This is a genomic window from Thalassotalea litorea, assembly GCF_005843925.1.
Taxonomy (GTDB): Bacteria; Pseudomonadota; Gammaproteobacteria; order Enterobacterales; family Alteromonadaceae; genus Thalassotalea_A; species Thalassotalea_A litorea_A.
The window spans coordinates 1-22052 of sequence record NZ_VCBC01000017.1 but is presented as its reverse complement, the minus strand read 5'-3'; the positions used below and the strand labels follow the sequence as shown (position 1 = coordinate 22052).

Annotated in this window: 21 protein-coding genes; 20 read left to right on the top strand and 1 reads right to left on the bottom strand. The window is 44.5% G+C overall.

Going from position 1 to position 22052, the window contains the following annotated elements; all coding sequences use genetic code 11:
• Nucleotides 1-53 precede the first annotated feature (53 nt).
• The 13 genes from FE810_RS14920 (at nt 54) to FE810_RS14860 (ending at nt 16092) form a co-directional block, all read left to right on the top strand.
• Nucleotides 54-710: a DUF4159 domain-containing protein gene (locus tag FE810_RS14920; protein ID WP_246037076.1), complete on the top strand. Its 657-nt coding sequence runs from the start codon at nt 54-56 to the stop codon at nt 708-710.
• A 74-nt stretch (nt 711-784) separates the two neighbouring features.
• Entirely contained in the window at nt 785-1813 is a 1029-nt protein-coding gene (locus FE810_RS14915) for an AAA family ATPase (RefSeq protein ID WP_171022393.1), read from the top strand.
• A 9-nt stretch (nt 1814-1822) separates the two neighbouring features.
• Nucleotides 1823-2767, top strand: coding sequence for a DUF58 domain-containing protein (locus FE810_RS14910; RefSeq protein ID WP_138321095.1), 945 nt, complete (start codon nt 1823-1825; stop codon nt 2765-2767).
• A 9-nt stretch (nt 2768-2776) separates the two neighbouring features.
• The gene (locus FE810_RS14905) at nt 2777-4636 is read left to right on the top strand and encodes a BatA domain-containing protein (protein ID WP_138321093.1); all 1860 of its coding nucleotides are present in this window, start codon (nt 2777-2779) and stop codon (nt 4634-4636) included.
• Entirely contained in the window at nt 4623-7193 is a 2571-nt protein-coding gene (locus FE810_RS14900) for a hypothetical protein (RefSeq protein ID WP_138321091.1), read from the top strand. Before FE810_RS14905 ends, FE810_RS14900 begins: the two co-directional genes overlap by 14 nt.
• Entirely contained in the window at nt 7193-9373 is a 2181-nt protein-coding gene (locus tag FE810_RS14895) for a hypothetical protein (protein ID WP_138321089.1), read from the top strand. The genes FE810_RS14900 and FE810_RS14895 overlap by 1 nt, the downstream gene beginning before the upstream one ends.
• Before the next feature lie 131 nt (nt 9374-9504).
• Complete coding sequence (locus tag FE810_RS14890; protein WP_138321088.1) at nt 9505-10221, top strand: winged helix-turn-helix domain-containing protein; 717 nt, start codon at nt 9505-9507, stop codon at nt 10219-10221.
• Nucleotides 10222-10224: 3 nt separating this feature from the next.
• Nucleotides 10225-11541, top strand: a complete 1317-nt coding sequence (locus tag FE810_RS14885; protein WP_138321086.1) for an ATP-binding protein — start codon at nt 10225-10227, stop codon at nt 11539-11541.
• The gene (yegS, locus tag FE810_RS14880; protein WP_138321084.1) at nt 11541-12455 is read left to right on the top strand and encodes a lipid kinase YegS; all 915 of its coding nucleotides are present in this window, start codon (nt 11541-11543) and stop codon (nt 12453-12455) included. Before FE810_RS14885 ends, yegS begins: the two co-directional genes overlap by 1 nt.
• A 47-nt stretch (nt 12456-12502) precedes the next feature.
• Nucleotides 12503-13444 carry an HlyD family secretion protein gene (locus FE810_RS14875; RefSeq protein WP_138321081.1) on the top strand — a complete coding sequence of 314 codons (942 nt, stop codon included), beginning with the start codon at nt 12503-12505 and terminating at the stop codon, nt 13442-13444.
• Nucleotides 13441-14388 (top strand): ABC transporter ATP-binding protein, encoded by a 948-nt coding sequence (locus FE810_RS14870; RefSeq protein WP_138321080.1) that lies wholly within the window; start codon nt 13441-13443, stop codon nt 14386-14388. Before FE810_RS14875 ends, FE810_RS14870 begins: the two co-directional genes overlap by 4 nt.
• Nucleotides 14385-15530, top strand: coding sequence for an ABC transporter permease (locus FE810_RS14865; RefSeq protein ID WP_138321078.1), 1146 nt, complete (start codon nt 14385-14387; stop codon nt 15528-15530). Before FE810_RS14870 ends, FE810_RS14865 begins: the two co-directional genes overlap by 4 nt.
• A 91-nt stretch (nt 15531-15621) precedes the next feature.
• A complete protein-coding gene (locus tag FE810_RS14860) occupies nt 15622-16092 on the top strand; it encodes a hypothetical protein (protein WP_138321076.1) in 471 nt (156 codons plus the stop codon).
• 47 nt (nt 16093-16139) lie between these two features.
• On the opposite strand, the gene FE810_RS14855 is transcribed toward FE810_RS14860, so the two are convergent.
• The gene (locus FE810_RS14855) at nt 16140-16616 is read right to left on the bottom strand and encodes a YchJ family protein (protein ID WP_138321074.1); all 477 of its coding nucleotides are present in this window, start codon (nt 16614-16616) and stop codon (nt 16140-16142) included.
• 167 nt (nt 16617-16783) lie between these two features.
• On the opposite strand from FE810_RS14855, the gene FE810_RS14850 reads away from it, so the two are divergent.
• The 7 genes from FE810_RS14850 to FE810_RS14820 all read left to right on the top strand — a co-directional run bounded on the left by FE810_RS14850 (nt 16784) and on the right by FE810_RS14820 (nt 21682).
• Nucleotides 16784-17074, top strand: coding sequence for an antibiotic biosynthesis monooxygenase family protein (locus FE810_RS14850; RefSeq protein ID WP_138321072.1), 291 nt, complete (start codon nt 16784-16786; stop codon nt 17072-17074).
• 59 nt (nt 17075-17133) lie between these two features.
• On the top strand, nt 17134-17544 hold the full coding sequence (locus tag FE810_RS14845) for a VOC family protein (protein WP_138321070.1): 411 nt from the start codon (nt 17134-17136) through the stop codon (nt 17542-17544).
• Nucleotides 17545-17749: 205 nt separating this feature from the next.
• Nucleotides 17750-18244 carry a hypothetical protein gene (locus FE810_RS14840; RefSeq protein WP_138321069.1) on the top strand — a complete coding sequence of 165 codons (495 nt, stop codon included), beginning with the start codon at nt 17750-17752 and terminating at the stop codon, nt 18242-18244.
• A 303-nt stretch (nt 18245-18547) separates the two neighbouring features.
• On the top strand, nt 18548-18988 hold the full coding sequence (locus FE810_RS14835; RefSeq protein ID WP_138321067.1) for a hypothetical protein: 441 nt from the start codon (nt 18548-18550) through the stop codon (nt 18986-18988).
• Between the two features lie 536 nt (nt 18989-19524).
• Nucleotides 19525-20544 carry an ankyrin repeat domain-containing protein gene (locus FE810_RS14830; RefSeq protein WP_138321065.1) on the top strand — a complete coding sequence of 340 codons (1020 nt, stop codon included), beginning with the start codon at nt 19525-19527 and terminating at the stop codon, nt 20542-20544.
• Nucleotides 20545-20677: 133 nt separating this feature from the next.
• Nucleotides 20678-21058, top strand: a complete 381-nt coding sequence (locus FE810_RS14825) for a hypothetical protein (RefSeq protein ID WP_138321063.1) — start codon at nt 20678-20680, stop codon at nt 21056-21058.
• 27 nt (nt 21059-21085) lie between these two features.
• Nucleotides 21086-21682 carry a hypothetical protein gene (locus FE810_RS14820; RefSeq protein ID WP_138321061.1) on the top strand — a complete coding sequence of 199 codons (597 nt, stop codon included), beginning with the start codon at nt 21086-21088 and terminating at the stop codon, nt 21680-21682.
• The last annotated feature ends 370 nt before the right edge of the window (nt 21683-22052 follow it).

Sequence of the window (22052 nt, the reverse complement as noted above, 5' to 3'; positions counted from 1 at the left end):
CTGTTATGAATAAACGACAATTTCTTTTATCTGTCTCATCTCTTGCAGCGTCAATGGCGTTGTCTAGAAACCTGTTCGCCAATCCTGACTCCAGCACCTATGACTTTTACTTCACTCGTTTAAGTTATGAATCCGGAGATTGGGAAGTTGATGAACGGATGCCCGCGAATGTATTGAATTCATTGATTGAGTATACCAGTCTGCGGGTCGATATCCGCGAGCGCGTGATCCCATTATCGGATCCACAAATGTTGCAGTCGCCATTTTGCTACCTGGCTGGACATCGATTAGTACAGTTTACGCCGCAGGAGGCGGAGAACTTTAAACGCTATGTCGAACAGGGTGGGTTTGTTTTTGTGGACGATTGTAATCATGACATAGATGGCATGTTTGCCCGCAGCTTTGAACGACAAATGGCGCAGTTATTCGGTCCCGAAGCATTACAAAAAATTGCCAATGATCACCCGATTTATCGAAGTTTTTTTGAATTTGATGGTCCCCCTCGAACTTCCGTGGAGCTTAATGGCTGGGGAGACGATCTGGTTCACAATTATCTAAAGGCCATTGTCATAAATGGTCGCATCGGGGTTTTATATTCCAACAAAGATTTTGGTTGCGAGTGGGATTACGACTTTCGCAATAAGCGTTGGCTTCGCGTCGATAATACCAAATTTGCGGTAAATATCGTTATGTATGCCATGACTGCATAGTCACAACGACTTCGAGCCGTGTTTACACCATAAAATCGCGTCATTTTTATGAAACGAAAATAACAGGAATCAGAATGAGTATTGAAATGGGCAATTTGCTCAACGATGTTAACGAACAGCAAATAAATCAGACTCTCGAAAAGCTCAACCTTTTAAAGCAACAATTGGGCAATGTGATTGTCGGCCAGCATGAGGTGATTGACCAAATTCTTATTGCTTTGCTGGCGCAGGGGCATTGTTTGCTTGAGGGGGTGCCTGGACTGGCGAAAACCTTAATGATTTCAACGTTAGCGAAAACCATGGATCTGGATTTTAATCGAGTCCAATTTACCCCGGATTTAATGCCATCGGATATTATTGGTACGGAGATCCTTGAAACCGATCATGCCAGTGGCGATCGGTTTTTTAAGTTTCAACAAGGCCCGGTGTTTACGCAAATCTTACTGGCGGACGAAATTAACCGAACGCCTCCGAAAACTCAGTCGGCATTACTCGAAGCCATGCAGGAACGCAGTATTTCATTTGCAGGTAAGCAATATGAACTGCCACAACCCTTCTTTGTACTGGCCACTCAAAATCCGGTTGAGCAGGCGGGAACCTATAGTTTACCTGAAGCACAATTGGATCGATTCTTACTCTTTGTAAGGGTTGTCTATCCAAGCTTTGCAGAAGAAATTGAAATTTTAAAACGCACCACTGCGACCCAGAGCGGTCGAGTGGAATCAGTGATAAATCAACAGGAAATCTTATTGTTGCAGGCGGTAACCCGGGCCGTGAATATCTCGGATTCGTTACTGGCTTATGGCGCGTCTTTGGTTCAGGCAAGTCGGCCTCAGGTTTCCAAACTCGCCAAGGTTCAGCAATTTGTCAGTTGGGGGGCAGGGCCAAGAGCAAGTCAGGCGTTGATCTTATGTGCCAAAGCTCACGCGTTATTGCGCGGTGAATTTTCTGTCAGCTTAGATGATGTAAGGGCTATTGCTTATCCCGTATTACGACACCGTTTAGTGTTAAATTTTCAGGCGGAAGCACAACAAGTAACAACCGATGACATTATTCACGAATTGCTGGAAGACACCCAGATCCCCGCGTCGGTATTGAGCTAAACGCCATTTATGTCGCATTTTCTGGATCCTCAAACTCTTGCTGAACTTGGTGATTTGCCGTTAATCGCCAAGCGCCTTGCTACAGGCTATCTGCAGGGAGAACATGCCAGTGTCTTACGGGGAAATGGCATCGAATTTAATCAGTATCGTGCCTATGAACCGGGCGATGATTTAGCAAAATTAGACTGGAAACTGTTTGCCCGTTCGGATAAGTATTTTGTTCGTCAGGCCGAACGGGAGTCTGACATTAAAATCCATTTTATCGTTGATGCCAGTGCATCGATGTCAATGACGGGGCCGGTGGAAAAAACCGCAAACTCACGGTTCGCAACTGCTGCAACGCAACCATCCAAGCCATTTCAAACGGGTCTTAGCAAACACCTGTATGCAAAATTTTTGACTGCGACACTGGCCTACCTGGCACACCAACAAGGGGATAGCATCGCGCTGTCGGTGTGTAACTCCGAGCAGCAGCGCCATACAGGGATGGCAAATACTCAGAGGCATTTACAACGGGTGCTGATCGCCTTAGAACAAAGCCAATGCGCAGGGCATCTTCCATTGCAATGGCATCATGATAGTGGCGCTATTATCGGTGCCAATATGATCATTGTGATCACCGACTTTGCCCAGCAAAATAATGAGATTATCGAGTTTATCGAAAGCCTGGTTGGCAGACACCGGGAAGTGGTGGTGTTTCAATTACAATCCCAGGCAGAGTCAGAATTTGATTACCAGGGCTTAATACGATTTGTGGATCCCGAAACCGGACGAGATAAAGTGCTAAATGGTGATCAGGTAAAGCAGCAATATCTATCAAACCGGCGAGCATACCTTAAGCAAGTTCAAACTCGATTGCTAAACGCTGGGGTCAGCTTTCAAGCCTGTTTTATTGAACAACCGCTGGATCACAGTCTGCGTCAATTTTTAACCAACCGCATGAAAATGAGATAGAAGGGCCTGATGACGATACTGGCTTTGTTTTCTTCGGCATTGATTAATTTCTACTTTCCTGCACTTATGCTGGGCTTACTGGCACTGGCAATCGTGGTGTATATCCATTGGTTTACGCAACAAAAACCACAAACACGAGCGTTTGCTTTGCTGGATTTGTTACCCGATACCAAACCCATGGCCACAACCCAAATACAATTGCAGGAAAAACGCCTGTTCTGGTTGCGATCATGTTTGCTACTGCTCAGCGTTTTATTGATCGCAGGGGCGTTTTTTACAAACTTTGCCACCACCAATTTAAATACCTCACGAATTAAGCTGGTGAGTATGGGGTACTTACAATCGGCAAATCGTGAAGAGCTGAGCAAACTTGTTAACTCGAGTGATAAAAATGTTCAATCTTTGCTGTTGTTGCCTAACTACCCAGAATTCACCGATGAGCTTTATGAAAAAATTATCAGCGCAAAATCGTCAAGCGATGACGCAAAATCATTACTCGAAATCGTAACTTCGAGTGATGCTCATGGCGTAATTGCGGCAAATGACTGGCAGGGAATTGACAACTTTTTTGAGTACATTCATGCTCAGGAAAATATTTCCTTTATTGATAAACACCTTGATGTTTACGCCACACGCCAACTAGCTTACTACCTAGGTGAACAGCCATCCATTAAACATTATCAACAGCTGAACTTTCATTTTCCAAAAAGCCAATCATTGCCAGCGTCATGGTTATCGAAAAATTCGCCACCGCAAGCCAAGGTGTTGATTATTGCCCATGTTTCGCGCGAGCAAGATGCCATGCAATTACAAAGGGCAATGGCACGCATCAGCGCATCCAAGATAGCGGATATCGCCGTGAGCAGAGCGTTAGACACCGAGGTTTTCCCGTCCATGCCAGCGACAGACAAAGGCTTGCTTAGCCGGTCTTTGGCGGATTTAAACGGTGTTTTTTACTTACCGGCGCTTACGGATAATAATCCAAACATTGAACGTATTGTGGCGGCGATGCCGGATAATGGGGTTGTGTTCAGTGAAAGTTCAATACAGCATGCAATCAATTGGCACGCGCCAACCACGGGCACCGTGGATTTACCACAACAGTCTGCGAATGCTGCAGGTTTGTTGTTAGAGCCAGTCAACGTATTAAAATATCTGCCCGCAACCACCAAAACCAAACGAGCGGATTACCAAGGTGCTGATTTCACTACAATATGGCAAGAGACGGTTTGGCAACATGCCTTGGCAAACCGCGGTCAACAACCCGTGCTGTTAAAGCGCAGGATCGAAATTACTGACAGTGCAGCGCTGTATGCTTCTCAACAGCAGGCTTCTCAACAACAGGCCGCTCAGGAGTATACGTCTGAAGATAACTCGCAGGAGCCTGACTTTTATGATCAAGCCTTAAAGCGCCAACAAGAAAACACCATAAAGTCCGATCATCGTCAAGTGACGCTATGGCAACTCAATACCCGCTTTGACAGACAATGGTCGGATCTACTCGAGCAAAGGCAACTGCCACATTTATTGTATGTTTGGCTATTCAGCAATGGCATCGAGGCAGGCTTTAATCAAAATTATCTGTTATCACATGCCCTTATCCGCCAGCAAGTAAGAACGGATCAAACAGCACAAACAACTGAGGATGTCACACTCGCAAAGGCGGTGGCGAAAAAACAAAGTCAGCAGCTCAATGATGTACAACAAGAAAATTTTCGGAATTCGCAGTCTTTGTTGGCCATCCTTTTCTGCCTGGTATTTATCGCCGAGCGTTGGTTAAGCGAATGGGGTCGGCCATCAGGTTCGGCGGGTAAACAACGTTATGGTGCCCGGTCACAGAAGGAGGAGGGTGTTGATGAATCCTCCTAATGTTTTTGATTATTGGCGGGGGGGCGATCTTGATCAGGACCATCTCCATCGACTCAGCGATTTATCCTGTAGAGATTGTGGTAATGTCGCCTTGCTGTTGCGTCGTTTCAGGCGCCAACGCTTGTATTTAATGCTCTTTTTTGCGGCACTATGCGGTGTCGCAATGTACTTAACCGTAAACCTGCTCGTTCACTGGTTGCCTGCCGTGATGAACCGGGCAGATGCCAGTTCGGCTGTGCAACTTATCGCGGCTGTGATTTTCTCGATAACGGTATTGGTTTATGCGACCAAAAAGACGCGCTGGCGCAGAATTTCCTTTGCTAACTGGTTGGACTATCTCGACCATCAATATCCCTATCTGAACCACAGTAGTGATTTACTCACCCGTCCGACCGAACAATTAAATCCGGTACAAAGGTTACAAAAACAGCGCACGGTGGGATTGGTCAGTGATTTATTAAATTGCCCGAATGCTGTAATACTTCCTCGGCGTTTTAATCATCCGAAACCGAATCAGTTCGTCTGGTTAGCCGTGCTTATCTTGTTGTTGAGTTTTGGTCATTATTGGCAAACTCATTTGTTGTCGCGGCCAACATTTGAACCCAGTGTTAAACAAGGTGCTGAACAGGGAACGAAACAGCGCTATGGCAAAATCACGGTTGTTAATCTTGCCATTACGGTGACGCCGCCTGCGTATACCGGCATCGCAGAGTATAAAAGCGACTCGTCAGAGATACGGGCGGTTTCGGGTTCGAAAGTGACGTGGACATTGGAATTAAATCAACCGGTCGATAATGTCTCAGTAACGTTTAGTGATGGTAAAACCATGCCGATGACCAAGCAGGTAACCGGACGCTATGAACTTATTTATGATGTTAGCCAGACGTCGACCTATAGCTTTGTTGTGGAAAGTAACGACAAAGCTGTTGACCATGAACACGACCGGGAGCAACAGCTACAGCAAGCCGCAGAGCCCGCAATCACCGAAACCTTGATTTCCGACAGCGCTTATACAATACAAGTGTTCATCGATCGGCCGCCAGAAATTCGTATTATTACCCCGCAAAATACCATTACCCGGCTTGATAAAAACGCTTCGCCGCGAGTGAGTCTGCAGGCGCAAGTGTTTGATGATCATGGTTTGCAGGATGCGCACATATTAGCATCTGTGGCAAAGGGGAGTGGTGAAGCGGTAAAATTTCGCGATTCTAAACTTGAATTTGACCAGATCAAAGCGTTACAGATTGGTCAAAACACCCGTGCAACCACCACAGAACAGCAGGATATCACAGCGGAAAACAATCGCTATCAACTACTTAAGGTATTCGATTTAGATGCGCTATCTATGGAGCCAGGTGATGAGCTTTATTTTACCATCATTGCCGCCGATAACCGCGAGCCTAAGGCGCAGCAAAGTCGTTCCCGAACCTACATTATTCGGTGGCTCGACGAAGATAGTCAGGTTATCCTGGCCGACGGCATGGTATTGGATTTACTGCCGGAATATTTTAAAAGTCAGCGGCAAATTATCATCGAAACCCGGCAACTTATCGCCGATAAACGTTTACTGTCCGTCAATGAGTTTAATCAGACCTCGAAACAGCTTGGCTTTTCTCAAGGGGATCTAAAGCTTAAATATGGCCAATATCTTGGTGATGAGAATGAGGGTTTTTCCGCAAGTGGTGACGACTCGGCACCGGAAAGCGACAGAGAAGAAAAAGACTCGCATGAAGATCACGAACATCATAGCAAAGAATCGCAATTTGATCTCAGTGGTCCGGGTGTTGAACATTCAAATGACAGGGTTGAGGGAGTCGGTGAACACAGCCATGAAACCCACGATGATGGTGGCTTACAACCCTCCCGAGATTTATCCGGAGCTCAACAGATAATTGATACCTTTGGCCATGCCCATGAAGATGTGGATGTTGGCGTCAGTACCGCTCAAGATCCCAAAGCATTAATGAAAATGGCATTGTCATTTATGTGGCAGGCGGAACTGGAATTAATGCTTCATCAACCGAGTAAAGCCTTACCGTTTGAAGAGCAGGCACTCAGCTATTTAACCCGGGCGCAAAAAGCAGACCGAATCTACGTAAAACGACTAGGCTTTGAACCGCCGCCAGTCAGCGAAGAGCGTCGTTACCAAGGGGATTTGAGCGACATTAAACAGCGGCAAGAGCAGCAGGATGTCGAAGATGCATCGCACCCGGTTTTACGTTTGTATCTGCAAATGCAGGGTTTAGAGGCGAATTCCTGGTCAACGCAAAGCGAGCAAGTGTTAGTGGCTTTGCAAGCAGTATTGAATGACAGGCTAGGACAACATCCCGAGCTTATCGACTATGTTGCAATGACCCAGCAACTGTTGAGTCACAGATCATTCACACCGCCACAATGTCTTCAATGCTGGGATCGTCTAAACCGTCAATTGTATCGAATGATCCCGGTGCAAAGTAAAAGCTTGTTTCAACAACAATCCTTTTATCCTCGTACTCCTTTGATGCGGGATGCGTTGATGCCAAATGATGGGGTCAGTAGCAGTAGGGAAACACAATAATGAATTTTCGAATTCACTTTACGAGTGGTGGATCAGAGTCGGCGGGCGGTCAAAATCAGATTGAAATTTTGCTAATGAATTCGCATTTTATATTGGCATTGGGATTATTTCTGGCCCTGGGTATTACCACGGTCGCGATCATTAAGTTTCGCAAGCAAAAGCGTCTGAGAAAATCTGTATTGCTATTGGTCAATACCATTGCCGCTATTCTGGCGTGGCTAATTATGAACCCGATAAATCTCGACGCCCCACGAGACCTTCCGAAAAGCCATTTATATACCACGGGGATGTCAATGGAACAGCTTCACAAATCTATTTCGGCCTCTCCTAAAGATGAACATTGGCTTACTCGGGCGTTGGTAAATCAGTGGCTAAATCAGGGGTTGAATCTGGCAACGTTGCAACAGTCTCCCGGACTACAAGCCGCCATTGTCGAAGATTTAGGGAATTGGTATTGGCAAGGCCGAGCGGAACTGCCTTTGGTGGTGCACGGTGATGGATTTTCACAGTTGCAGTATGCCCAGGCCAATATTCGCCAGATAAGCTATTTACAAGAGAATGTCCCAACGCCAGGTTTTAACCGTTTACAATGGCGCAAGCAGACATACCTCGGCCAACAATGGCAACTAAGTGGTTTTGTACAGGGGGACGAGACCGAGGTATTTAACATTGAAGTCACCGATCCTGGCGGAGAGATCGTTGCTCAACGTCGAAATATTGTGGCGCAAGAAGGATTTTCTTTGCAGATCCCCGCCAACATTCCGGGACAGTTATTATTTACCATTGCATTGTATCGTACGCCAACGGGCGCGGATAATACGTTATCGGCAACACAGGAATTTGCTACCGATAACGATAGTCATACCAATACTAATATGAGGCAACGCGAAACAGGTTCGCTCAACTCCGACGAACCCTTGGCCGCCAAGGCCGTAGCGGAACAGTCCATTGCTGTGTCTATAGCAGAAGCGCAACCAATGCGGGTAATGATTGTGCAATCATCGCCATCATTTGAAACCCGCCATTTAAAAAATTATATGCAACAACTGGGACACCAATTGGTGATCCGAACCCGCATCAGCGAACAAAAATATTTATTGCAGCATAGCAATCTGACGTCTCAATTTCGGCAAATTAGCAGCGATGCTCCGTTAATCGAACGCAATCTGTTAGCTGATTTTGACCTGCTGATCATGGATGGACGTATGGTTGAAGAATTTTCGTACCCACAAAGGCAAGAGTTACGACAGTTAGCTGAGGAAGGTCTGGGCGTGTTTATTGTTGGAGACGGCGCTCTGTCGGCACGTACTCTGCAACAAATTTCCGGGGTTGAGGTACAAGCAAATAATGCAAAGGCAACCGGCAATGGGTCGGGCGCTGATATGCCCACGAACTCAAATGCCAACACCCTTGATCGCAAGTTTACACTGGCAAATAACCAAAAACTTGATGCGATTGCACACCAAACGAATGCGCTGATGTGGATAAATAGCGATGCCTTGTTGGTTGCGCCTTCAGGGCAGCGCCTTATCAGCGGTATGCGTGTAGGACAGGGAAGAGTGGTGGTGAGCAGTATCGATAATGCGTATCAATGGCAATTGTCTGATAACAGCTTTGACTATCAAAGCTACTGGCAATTTCTCACTCAGTATACCGCGCGCCAGCGAAACAGCACTCAGTTGTTACCACAATCGGATCTGGCGATAAGTGTACAACACAGCGCCGAGTCTGTTTGTGTAATGCACAATGCGGTAGGCCCGATGGAATCGCAGATGAAAAATGAAGAACTACGGTTGCTGGTGCATGGTTTTGCGGATAATTCCAACGCGAATCCGATTGCATTGCTGCAACGGCAGAATCATATCCCCATGTTTTGTGCGGTTCACTTTCCAGAGACAAAAGGCTGGACGAATTACCGCTTATTTCAGGGAAACAACATAGTTTCACAGCAGTGGCGCTATGTGAACCCAGTAAACAGTTTTGCTGCACATTTTGCCTATGAAAATCAGCAATCGAGCATTGGCCTACACAGTGAAGATATTCAGCAAACCGCATTCACTCATGCCAACGCAACGCAAAGTAGCAATTACCAGCCTTATAATAAGTTTTGGTTGTGGCTAGCGTTCCTCATATGCCTGAGTTTTCTCTGGCTCGAAAGAAAGGCATATTTAAGAGCCTAACAAATCCCGCTGAAACCTAAATTTGCTACTAAACTAGTAGGTTATCTCACTTAGTTAATAAATATGGTCGATAGCCATATTTACAGGGTTTAGCAAGATTGATGGTATCCATCCGTCTTAGGAGAAAAGCTATGTCTGACAGCCCAGCCAGTCTTACAAAAATATTGCTTGTTGAAGATGATCGTCAATTATCCGATCTGATTAAAGATTTTTTAGTTGCCGAAGATTTTCATGTAAAACAGGAATTTCGCGGCGACACGGTAGAAAAAGTCGTAGAAACATTCTCACCGGATCTCATTGTGCTTGATGTTATGCTGCCGGGTAAAGATGGTTTTACGGTATGCCGCGATCTGCGCATGACCTACCAAAATCCAATATTGATGCTTACTGCAAAGAGTACAGACTTTGATCAGGTTTTGGGTTTGGAAATCGGTGCCGATGATTATGTGGCCAAACCGGTTGAACCCAGAGTGCTGTTAGCCCGAATTCATGCGTTGTTAAGACGGGGTCGGATGGCACAGGGCTCGCAAGATAAAGGTGAAGTGACCTGTGGCAAACTTTACGTCAACAAAAATTCCCGTCAGGTGATCCTCAACGAGGAAAATATAGAACTGACATCACAGGAATTTGATTTGCTCTGGTTGCTGGCCAATCGGGCCGGTGAAGTGCAAAATCGTGATTATATCTACAAGGCGGTAGTTGGGCGCGAGTATGATGGTATGGATCGCAGTGTCGATGTGAGAATATCGCGACTGCGCAAGAAGCTTCATGATTCCAATGAAAGCCCATTTCGAATTAAAACGATTTGGGGGCAGGGGTACTTGTTTGTGGCTGATGCATGGGATTAACCCATGAGTTTAGGGCGTTCCTTCTTTGCGCTGTATTGTTTGATTATTGTCAGCCTGGGAATAATCAATTGGGTTCTAGATGAATTCTGGAGTATGCAGGTTGAACAGGATGTCGAATCCTACACGGGCTATAAAACCGTACTGCGGGCCGTAGAAGAAGATATTCTTGAACAACCGGTTTATCAATGGCCAGGTATCGTCGAGCAAGCTTCATTGCGTTATGCGCTGCCGATGAAAGTTGAAGACCGGGCGAATATCCACCTCATTGCGCCGGATTCTAACCATATCGTTTTTGATAACATCAGCGTGTATTACGACGATCAACGCATTACCTTATTTCATGTGATGGAGCAGGAAGACAAGGTACTGGTGTTAGGCCCGGTAAAATCCCCAACCCGGCCACGAACCGCCGCGATCATTCGCTTGTTTATTATTGTTTCTCTCGGCCTGGTGATTTTAGTCTGGATTTGGCCGATATCGAGAGACTTGAGTCGGTTCGACCGAGCATTACAGCAATTTACCCAGGGGAATTTCAACGCCAAAGTGTTAAATACCCGTTCTTCGGTTATTCGGCCAATCGCGCAAACATTCAATAAAATGGCAGGGCGGATAAGCTCTCTGGTTACCTCCCATAAAGAACTCACCAATGCAGTGGCCCATGAACTTCGCACCCCATTAGCACGTAGTCGTTTTTCTCTGGAAGTATTAAAAGCCGCCAGAGAAGATATTGATCGGGAAAAATATTTGCATAACATTACCAATGATATCAATGAATTGGAGGCTTTGGTAAAAGAGATGCTGGTGTATGCCTCATTTGAAAATGAGCAGCCAAATTTAAGCTTTTCGATGGGCAACCTGACCGAACTGTTGCGCCATCAGGTGCATAGCGCAGCATTACATTTTGATGGCAAACTGGAAATGAAGCCGCCAGAGTCGGAATTACTGATTGAATATGATCCACATTTTCTTAATCGCGCAGTATCTAACCTAATAGAAAATGCCATCACCTACACCAAAGATCATATCTTGGTATCGGTGAGTGCCGACCATAAACGTTGTCAGATTTGTGTTGAAGACAATGGTGACGGGGTGGATGACGAGTTTAAGAAAATCATCTTTGATGCGTTTTCTCGATTTGATGCAAGCCGGGGCAAAGATACCGGTGGCCTTGGTTTGGGGCTGGCGATCACCAACAAGATCATGATTTGGCATCATGGCAGTGCCAAAATTGAAGATTCACCCTTAGGTGGGGCTAAATTTATATTGACCTGGCCACGCAAACAACAAGGTCAACTGGAAAACTATGGCGAGGGTGGATAATGGCAAAACCGGTTCGGCTGCTTTTAAATGGTAAGAAAGCTGGCTTAGACAATGTGCGAGCGGCAATTTTTGAGTGTCGTAAGCAATATGATTTGGATGTTCGAGTCACGTTTGAGGGGGGCGATATTGCCCGCTTTGTTCAAGAAGCCAGTGCAGAAGGAGTCTCGCGATTGATCGCCGGTGGTGGCGATGGCACTGTCAATGAAACGGTGAGCGCATTAATGGCATTGGCCAAAGACAAGCGCCCAGAGCTGGGTATCCTCCCTTTGGGGACAGCCAATGACTTTGCGACTTCAGCTTTGTATCCAGAAGGTTTAGTGGAAGCATTGCAGGTGGCCATAACCGGCAAGGCATATTGGATTGATGTTGCTAAGGCCAATGAATACTATTTTATTAATGTTGCCAGTGGTGGATTTGGCGCGCAAGTGACTACCGCCACGCCGGTAGCATTAAAGAACTTTCTTGGCGGCGGGGCGTATACATTGTCAGGACTGATCCAGGCCGTTAACTTTACGCCATTTCCCGGCATCATTGACATCGATGATACCCAGGAAGAAGTCAATGTGATTGTTGCGGCGGTATGCAATGGCCGACAGGCGGGCGGCGGACAGCAACTTGCCCCCCATGCGTTTATCAATGATGGTCTGCTTGATATTGTCGCGATCACCGAATTTCCGAGCGAAGCTGTATCCGAAGTGCTTAAAGAACTCATCGATATACAGGACAAGGTGCAACTCGATGGAAAGTTTGTAAAGCGACAACAAGCAAAATCTGTGCGCTGGTTGGCGAAAGAGTCAATGCCGGTTAACCTTGATGGTGAACCCATATCGGAAAAACAAATTACCTTTTCAGTCGCACCTGCAGAAATCGCGATGGTACTGCCTAACGATTGCCCTTTGTTGGCGAAAGAGTAATACTAATCTTTAAATAATCAGATAAATCAATTTGTTAAGAGGTGCTTATGAGACAAACTCTCGTTTGCATATTTGCTTTTTTTCTCATTGCCTGTGAACCCCGTCAGTCCCATGTTGCACTGGGAACATTGGAAAGAGATCGAATTGCCCATACCGCGACAATCAATGAAGTCTTAATTGATTTGCCGGTTGCCCAGGGCAGTTTGGTGGCAAAAGGAACGGTTCTGGCCAAGCTTGATGACACGGCGCAAAAGGCAGAAGTCGCCAGATCCCATGCGGATGTTGCCGAAGCAATGGCGAGTCTTGATAAGCTTCGAAATGGCGCCCGTGAAGAAGAAGTCGCTGCCGCAAGTGCTAAGGTTGCAGGCACCAGAGCGGCGCTGGTGGACAGTCAGGCCAATTATTTACGGGCAGAAGAATTAGCCGCACAAAACCTGATGTCCAAAGCAAACCTTTCCAGAGCATTAGCCAAACGTGATTCTGATCAAGCGGCATTAGATTCCGCCGAAGAAGAGCTCAAAGAGCTCACTAACGGTTCCCGTCCAGAAGATATTCAAATGGCTGAAGCCCACCTTGATGCCGCCAAGGCGGCACTTGCTTCTCAGCAAAAAAAACTCAACGATTTAACCATTCGTGCCACGCGCGCGGGTATTTTGGATAACTTACCCTGGAACTTAGGCGAGCGGGTTACGATTGGCAGTCCAGTTGCCATTGTCATGGCCGGGGATGCGCCTTATGCCCGAGTCTACGTGCCGGAGCCTTATCGGGTAAAAATTTCGGTGGGTGATGAATTAACCATGCATGTTGATGGTTTGGAGAAAACGTTAACGGGAAAAGTTCGCTGGATATCTTATGAGCCAGCATTTACGCCTTATTATGCATTGAATCAGGACGAACGCGCGCGATTAATGTATCTGGCAGAAATTCAGCTATCGAGCGATTTTCAAAAACTGGCGAGCGGGATCCCGGTGCAGGTTGATTTACCATGAGTTCATCTAGTGTCGATGGCAAGGATTTGGTGATCAAGGCGCGGGGAATGGGCAAGAACTTTGGTGCATTAAAGGCCATACAACACCTTGATCTGGATATCGAACGAGGCAAAATTTACGGCTTTTTAGGCCCCAATGGTTGTGGTAAAACCACCTCGATTCGGATGTTGACCGGATTGTTAACACCTACCTATGGTGAGGTGGATGTTCTCGGTTTAAAGTTGCCGCAACAGGCCAATCAACTGCGCTACCATATCGGCTATATGACTCAAATTTTTTCCATGTATCGAGATTTAACGGTACGAGAAAATCTGAGCTTTATCGCCAAAGTTTATGGCATTCACGGGACTACACAAAAGCAGCGAATCGAAGAATTGCTCGATATTTACAATTTAAGCCGATTGGCGGATCAATTTGCCGGCAGCATGAGTGGAGGGCAACGACAAAGACTGGCGCTAGCGGCAGCCGTATTGCACAAGCCGGATTTGCTTTTTCTTGATGAGCCAACATCCGCAGTGGATCCCGAATCACGGCGGGACTTTTGGGAACAATTATTTGATTTAAGTGAATCGGGAACCAGTATTCTTGTCTCTACCCATTACATGGATGAAGCAGAGCGATGCCATGGTCTGGCCATTTTGGAAGCTGGCATTAAACGCGCAGATGGCACACCAGAAGCGTTAATGGCGGGGATGAACGCGAACGTGATTGAAGTGCAAAGTGACCGAATTCGCCAGCTTAAAGAACAGTTGCTGCAAACGCCCAGTGTGATCAGCGCCGCGCAACTCGGTACCCGCTTGCGGGTGTTAATCGAGAAAGACGTAAGCCAGCCCAAGGAACATCTGCTGTCCTGCTTATCGAATCAAGAAGCCGAATCTTTAACAATGGTAAGACCCAGTCTTGAAGACGTATTTGTAACCTGTACCGGCGAAGGTCGCCAATGAATTTTGTTTATCGAATTCAGGCCATTTTCTATAAGGAACTGATGCAGTTAAAACGAGACCGGATGACCTTTGGCATGGTGGTGATGATCCCGTTAATTCAGTTGTTGTTATTTGGCTTTGCCATTAATACCAATGTCCGCCATATCCCGGTAGGTTTGGTTGATCAAAGCCAAACGGCACTTAGCCGAATATTAGTGCAAACCGTGAGTGCCACACAGGTGGTTACGTTTACTCATCAATATGCCTCTGTTGAGGAAGCACAAAATGCGATATCAAAACAAGATGTACGAGCCGTATTCATTATTCCCGCGGATGTGAGCCAACGATTGGTGCGACACGGCAGCGTTGGATTTGCAACGCCACCGGCAACTGATCAAGAAACGTCGCGCCCCATTGCCCAGTGGCTAACGGATGGCTCAGATACGATGATCGCCGCAAGCATTAAAGGTTTGCGTAATATGCCCTTAGCAGAATTAATTTCCAAAAGTGCCAATCGTAATACGCCGACATTTGAAGTCACTCTGTTGTATAACCCAGAGCAAAGAACCGTTGTGAATATTGTGCCCGGACTGGTGGCGGTCATTTTAACCATGACGATGATCATGTTTACCTCTGCCGCAATCGTGCGCGAGCGCGAGCAGGGCAATTTAGAGCTGTTGATCAATACCCCGTTAAAGTCCATCGAGCTTATGTTGGGGAAAATCATCCCGTATATTTTTATTGGTTTGATTCAAGTTACTCTGATCCTCAGCTTGGGCTATTTTATTTTTCATGTGCCCATCAATGGCAGTATGCTGGCGCTTGCCGGTATAACTTTGTTATTCATTTCTTCATCGCTGGTGTTAGGTCTGGTGATTTCGACCATCGCTAAAAATCAGTTGCAGTCCATGCAAATGACGGTATTTGTGCTGTTGCCATCCATTTTGTTATCCGGTTTTATGTTTCCCTACGAAGGGATGCCAAGGGTTGCGCAGATCATTGCCGAAGCACTGCCCGCGACCCACTTTATGCGCCTTATTCGTGGTGTGGCATTGCGGGATGTTGAGGTGCTAACCATGACCTTTGATCTGTACTGGCTCGCCGGCTTTACACTGTTCGGTCTCTTGCTCGCAGCACTTCGCTTTAAAAAACGCCTGGACTAAGGATTTGTGGTTTTGTGCATTGTAAAAATGGCGCTTTTCCAGTACGTTAGGAATACATAAACATCGCCTGAACCATGGATGAACCCTTGCAATGAGTATCAAACCTTCCTTGAAAAACCTGGCATATCTATTGTTAGTGTTGCTGATATCGGCGCTGTTTACTTCGGTTAAATCACCGGCATTTTATGATTCGGTTAATGGTACGGCAATTAAAAATACTGGCGTATTACAAGGCACCTGGAAACTGCTTGACGGCGAGTTTGTGGATGACAAAGGCCAGATAAAGCAGTATCAGGATTTAAAGCTTACCGCGCTGAAAGTATTAGATGATAATCACTTTAGCTTTATTAGCATGGCAGATGGAAAATTTTGGGCATCGGCGGCAGGCCAGTATCAGGTAACAGGAAACCAATATCAGGAACATTTGCGTCTGGCGTCATTTAAACATGAGGATGGACAGCGCTTTGTCTTCACGTTTCATTTGGCGGGCGATCTGTGGATCACCGAAAGGTTTGATGGCAATGGCAGACGAGTTGAATTCGAGCGCTGGCAGCGTCAGTAGGGCAGATTCAATTGCCTTGTTTTAATGCCATATTATCAAACCTGGTTTTATTGGCTGATATGGCACTTTTTGAATTTCTTACCACTACCGCAAGGGCAAGGATCGTTGCGTTTGATTTCGCCCAGTAGTTGATGCGTTTTAACGTCACCATCGAGATAGCGCCATTGACCATTTTCCTGACAAAATCGAGAGTTTTCATGCATTAACCAATGTTTGCCTTGGTGCAGATAGTGAGCATGAAACTCAACAAAATGATACTTAGGATCAGCGCTATCGGTTGTGATAATGTCTAATGTTAGCCATGTGGTTTCATCCGCCCATTCCTGAATATCGGCGATAGTATGCTTTGCACGTTCTTGCTCTGCCCAGGTTTGGTGTAAATACGTGGCGAACTTAAGCGCATAGGCACTGTAGCGAGAGCGCATTAACTGTTCAGCGGTCGCGGCTGTTTGTATACTCTGGTGCAATGGTTGGCAACAGTGGACATAATCGAGTGCAGAATTACAGGGACATGGTTGTTTCATTCAAGGTTCATTCAAGACAAGGTCAAACTGAGATGTTCATCGAACGTAATTGTAACGTTTTTTACCAGATAACAACACAAGGTTAAATGTATCTGGAAAACATTAACTATTGCACCGAGCTAATTAAATCGTTTTCTATTTGCACCAAGTGCTAGAGGCCAAAAACTATGTATGCTGTAATTTTTACCGCCACAATGAAACTCGTAGATGATGAGTATTTGCAAATGGCGAATCAATTGCGAGAACTGGCATTTTCGGAATTTGGTTGTCTCGAATTTACCTCTTCTACAGAAGGTGAAAAGGAAATCGCGATTTCTTACTGGCCAACAAAACAACACATCTTGAATTGGAAACAACACCCTTTGCACCAAACAGCTCAAGCCTTAGGTAAGTCTCGTTGGTATCAGAACTATCGAGTGCAAGTGGTTAAAATTGAACATGAATATGGTAATTTGTAACATTACCACGGGTAACGATGCACGATCATAAGGTCAATGAGGAAAATGAGGATAACGTAATGAGCAGTATTTTTCACTACGCGTTTAAGGTTAAAGACTTAGCCAGCACCAGAGCGTTCTATATCGATATTTTGGGTTGTGAAGAGGGTCGTTCAACCGATACTTGGGTCGATTTTGATTTTTTCAATAACCAACTTTCCGCCCATATCGGAAGCGTGGATGCGTTGGATTATTGCGGTAAAGTGGATGGTGTTTCTGTGCCTATACCGCATTTTGGTTGCGTACTGGCACCTGAACAGTTTTCAATTCTGGCTCAAAAGCTAGAGCAGGCGAAAGTTGAATTTATCATAAAGCCACAACTGCGCTATCAGGGCAAACGTGGTCAGCAACAAACCATGTTTGTACTTGATTTCAGCGGCAACCCACTGGAGTTTAAATCCTTTGAAGATGAGACTGAAGTTTTTGTTTGATCCCGGTAGGGATGACTATAATGAGCGATTTACAGTCGTAAGTGATTTTTCCGCGTCCAATTCATTTTCCCATTTAACAAGATGAAGAAAACTAGTCGTTCAACTTATTAAAATACCGACGATGAAAGAAAGCTTATACTGGGTTTTATTGGCAAATATTGCTTTTTATTAATCTCTGTTCTGATAACAAAGTGGTAATCATGGAATGATGAAAATAAAAAAAACGACTGCCCTAGTTATGCTAGGAATGGCAGTTTACATTTCAATATTGAATATCTTTTTGATTGAAAAGTCACTCACATCCGGATTTTATTATCTCGTTTGGTGGGCTGCAATGGCGGTAGTTTTAGGTGTAGGGCAAGAAGGCTCGTTGCATGAATCACCATGGGAAATGAGCGAATATCCACTTCTATTTAATCATTTCAGTTTGTTACTTCTTTCAATATCGACTGTGCTTTACGACTTATCTGGTGATAATTTACTGCAAAATCGTTTGAGTGGTCTGATATTAATTATATCTTCTATTCCAGTAGTTCTTTTGATTAATATGGGTGCACTCCTTCAAGAAAAAGAAGAAGTGAAAAATTACTGCCGGAACCACCCCTGGCGTTTCAGGTTTTCTTTAATTATGGGGGCAGTATTCTTTCTGGCCGGTAGCATGTCTTTAATTGTTGGAGAGTGGCCATGGAATTTATTTTAATTGGTTCTGAGTCTTGTTATCGCCTTGCTTATATATATCCCAGATAAGTATGGTCTGATCCAGGTTGCGATGACTATAGAGAGCGATTTGCAGTCATTCAACTTTCCTTTTTCTTTATCCGGCTAAAATATTTTGCTTGCGTAGTCAGGAAAGGAACCATTCGCTCGTTTTTGTCCTAAACCAAACTACATTTCAACTCCATTTTCTTAGTGCTAGCAATTAGTTGGCGGCTTTGGTAAAAGTAGGTTATTCAGAAAACGTGCGAATTGCTCGCTACAACATGTTGCACCTCAGGAGAAGCCAATGTTTGGGCTGTTTAAAAAGAATTCTAAGCCAGAAATAAAGAGAGGCACAGAAACTTCTGTTGCCCCTTTTGAGATTTTGCTACCTGAAGAATTAACACAAGCCCAAATTCCAAACCTCCGTATTGGTTCAAAAGTCCTTGATATTCTCCGGACAAATTCCAATGATGTGCAAACTCTCGAAATCTTCGAAGGTATGCCTGTTGTAAATTCTAATAACGCTCAACTAAGAGAATTTGCTAATGTAGTAAACGGTGCGAAACAAACACCAGTTTTAAAAGACCAACTTGGCTTAATGTGCTTTGCACCAAAGACACCTGATTCTCTAGGTGCGCTTTGCTGTCTCGTAAATGGCGTTCTGCATGAATTTCATATAACTAATCGCGGTGGCGGCGCAACATTGAACTATCAATTTACAAGGGTCGTACATGCAAAGGCATAACAAGGCCATTAAATTCTCTCCCTACGGTCGCCGGACGTTCGCTAACTCGCGCCGTTATATGCCTTTCAGGATTTGTAAAGTAATTAGATTATGAGAACAGAATTAAGGAGGTATGGTTGCAAAGAAATGATCTGTATGTGTTAGAGATTTACGTCTATGATCGAAAGGTTCTTCACGAGGGCAACTATGCTATCGAGACAGAAGAACAAGCGACAACGAGGATATTACAATATATCAAAAATAATAGATAAATTGCGCTAGCTAAGACCTGACGGTTACCCATTCTTAGACAAGTTATTCCCTTGCGAAGCAACAAGCTCTTCAATCTTGATTTAGGAGCAACCTAAGCCAAGCAAACGAAGTCTGGCGGTTGCTGGCTCTCTTGCTAATTATCAATAACAAACGTAAGGTATTGATCATCAACGGCTCTAGTGAGCGATCCAGAGACATTCGTCACATATCGATTTATCTCTAATTGTTTTTAACTTTAAGTAAGGAATAACCTTAAAGAGAGGGATAATTCCTCAAGGGCTAGGATGAATTTTATTTTTAAATTGGACTCTAGATTAATTACTAAAACACATGCCTGTGTAGCTGCCGCGCTATTATCACTTTCCTTTATTTCTGAAGGGGCTTCCTTAAAACCAGAACAGGTAAATTTAGTAAATCCTCCCTTAGATTCAATACAGAAAACTTCCTGGAACGGATACCCCATACTTATTCATAGAAGAACTCCGGCACAATTAAAATTAATCCAAGAGTCTTTCGAAAACACTCCAGATAAGCGTGACCGTTTCACTTCTTATCAATCAATCGCACGGGCACGCGGCAATGAATTTGCTAGCGCGATCCGACAGTTCACGGAACAATATATAACAGAGAATAATGTTTACATGAGCGAGAACCCTGAGTTTGGAATTTATAGCATGTCCAGCCCTATATTAGGCTGTTCAGTTTCCAAAACAGACGATGGTTTTATGGACCCATGTAATGGTGTTAGCTTTGATTATGCGGGCAAGGTTGATAATCACTCTGGTTACAGCCATCTGAGGCTTATGGTGCCTCCACATAAAATAATCGATAATCGTTTGGTCTTCATCGATGATTTTGAAGGGGTGGAGATTATCGATTTCACTCCAGATATTTTGGCTATGAATATTCCCGATATCACCAAGGCACTTTACGCTGTTGACTGGGAACGATTGGACATTTTAAAGTCGATCATTGATTCTTCCCCAGAAGTGATAACTGAAACAAACTCTCATGGTTCCAATTTACTACATCTGTCTGCTGCCCATGAAACCACGCTCGATTATCTCCTCAGTCTGAATAAGATCAACATAAATACAATTAACGAATCGGGTTATTCACCTCTTTTACTAGCTGTAATGATCGGCAACCATAGGAATGCGAAAACGCTGATGAGTCATGGGGCAACGATTGAAAGCTACTCTCTGGATGGAAAGACAGCGCCTTCGGTTTATGAATATTTAACCGTCGAAAGGTATTATTCACCCGCACACGCAGACAAAATTATCGCAGAGTTAAAAAAGTAAAATAGCTCGTTAATATAAATGGTTACAATCCGTCAGTTGTAATTGAATTGCCAGATTGACGTAAACAGTAAGAAACGGTTAATGTCTCAGAAGAGCGAACTACAGTCACTCAAAATCATGATGGGGTATTAAATTGTTCGAATGGTTTCGGCGTAGAAAACAACCATACGAGAGAAGACAAATACTGAATGACGGTATTGGTTTTGCTATGGAGTTTGGGCGAAATTGGCTTAAACCCATTCAGAGTAGACTTGAAAAGCTATATCCACACCTCACAAACGAAGAATTAGATACATTCAATCAGTCATGCCAAGAGGCGATGTTCTTCGGCCATTCTTTAGTTTATAACTTTGCAGAAGGTGAAAATAAGCTAATGGATTTTGAAGTGTTTACCAATCGTATTCTCGAAAAGCATCCATGGTTTAGTGAAAGTAAACTTAAGCGCTTGTACAGCCAAAGTTGTTACTATACATACAAAGATTTTGGACCACTCGAAAAGATAAAAAGAGATTAGATTGACCGCAACTCTATGAAAAGGTTAATGTCTTTAGTGAGCGATTTACAGACAAAAGAGTTAATGAAACATTTAATGAAAAACGAAATAGTCACAATTGTTTTAATTGGTATTGCGTTAAACGGTTGTCAATCAAACTCTCAGACTGATAAATATCTAACTCTGGATAAGTCACCGCTAAAAGCTATTGTTCCAAAAGAAATTGTACAAAATACTCTTATTTACACTGTTCACCCGTCGCTAAATTTTTCTTTACCAAAGGGAAAGGACGGCGGAGCTCCGGGATTCCCTTCGTTTAATATCAGTAAGTTTAGTAGTGAACTAAACATTAAGGATATTAAGTCCCTTGAAAACAAGCTGTTATCAATCCCAAAAGCAAAATTAATAGAAGAACCTAGATATTTAAAGGTTAGTGGGAATATTGCTATTGAATATAGCTTGTTGGCAAAAGTAACTTCTGACTTTGTAGTTGGCGGCTCGGAAGAGAGCTCCTTTATATCGAATCAAGTTGTAATTGAGCATACCTCAGGTTTATATACCTGTAGTATGGATGTTTCTATAGATGAATATGAGCAATATAAGAGCTTATCAAACAAGCTTTGTTATTCCATTACTTTCGATTAATTGAGTGAGCAATGACAGCTAATGGCACTTTTGAGACATTCGGCTCAGACTAAGATTCCCTGTAGTATCAGGGAATGACGCGAGGCGGGGTTGCTGTGTGCTCGAAACAGCGTGTACTCGGAGCTGATGACATCAGCGTACTCGAAGCGACGTTTTTCGTCGTGTACCCGAAACAATCTTCGATTGTGTACCCGAAGTGACGATTTCCGTCACGTGCCCGGAGTATCGCTTGCGATACGTACTGCTCTTATTGGCACTTTTAAGACATTCAGCCTGAGCTAAGATTCCCTGTAGTGTCACGATGTATGGACTCCCTCCCCTCGGGGATGTAACGTAAAAATGACCAAACCTTTACGACGGAGTCCATACA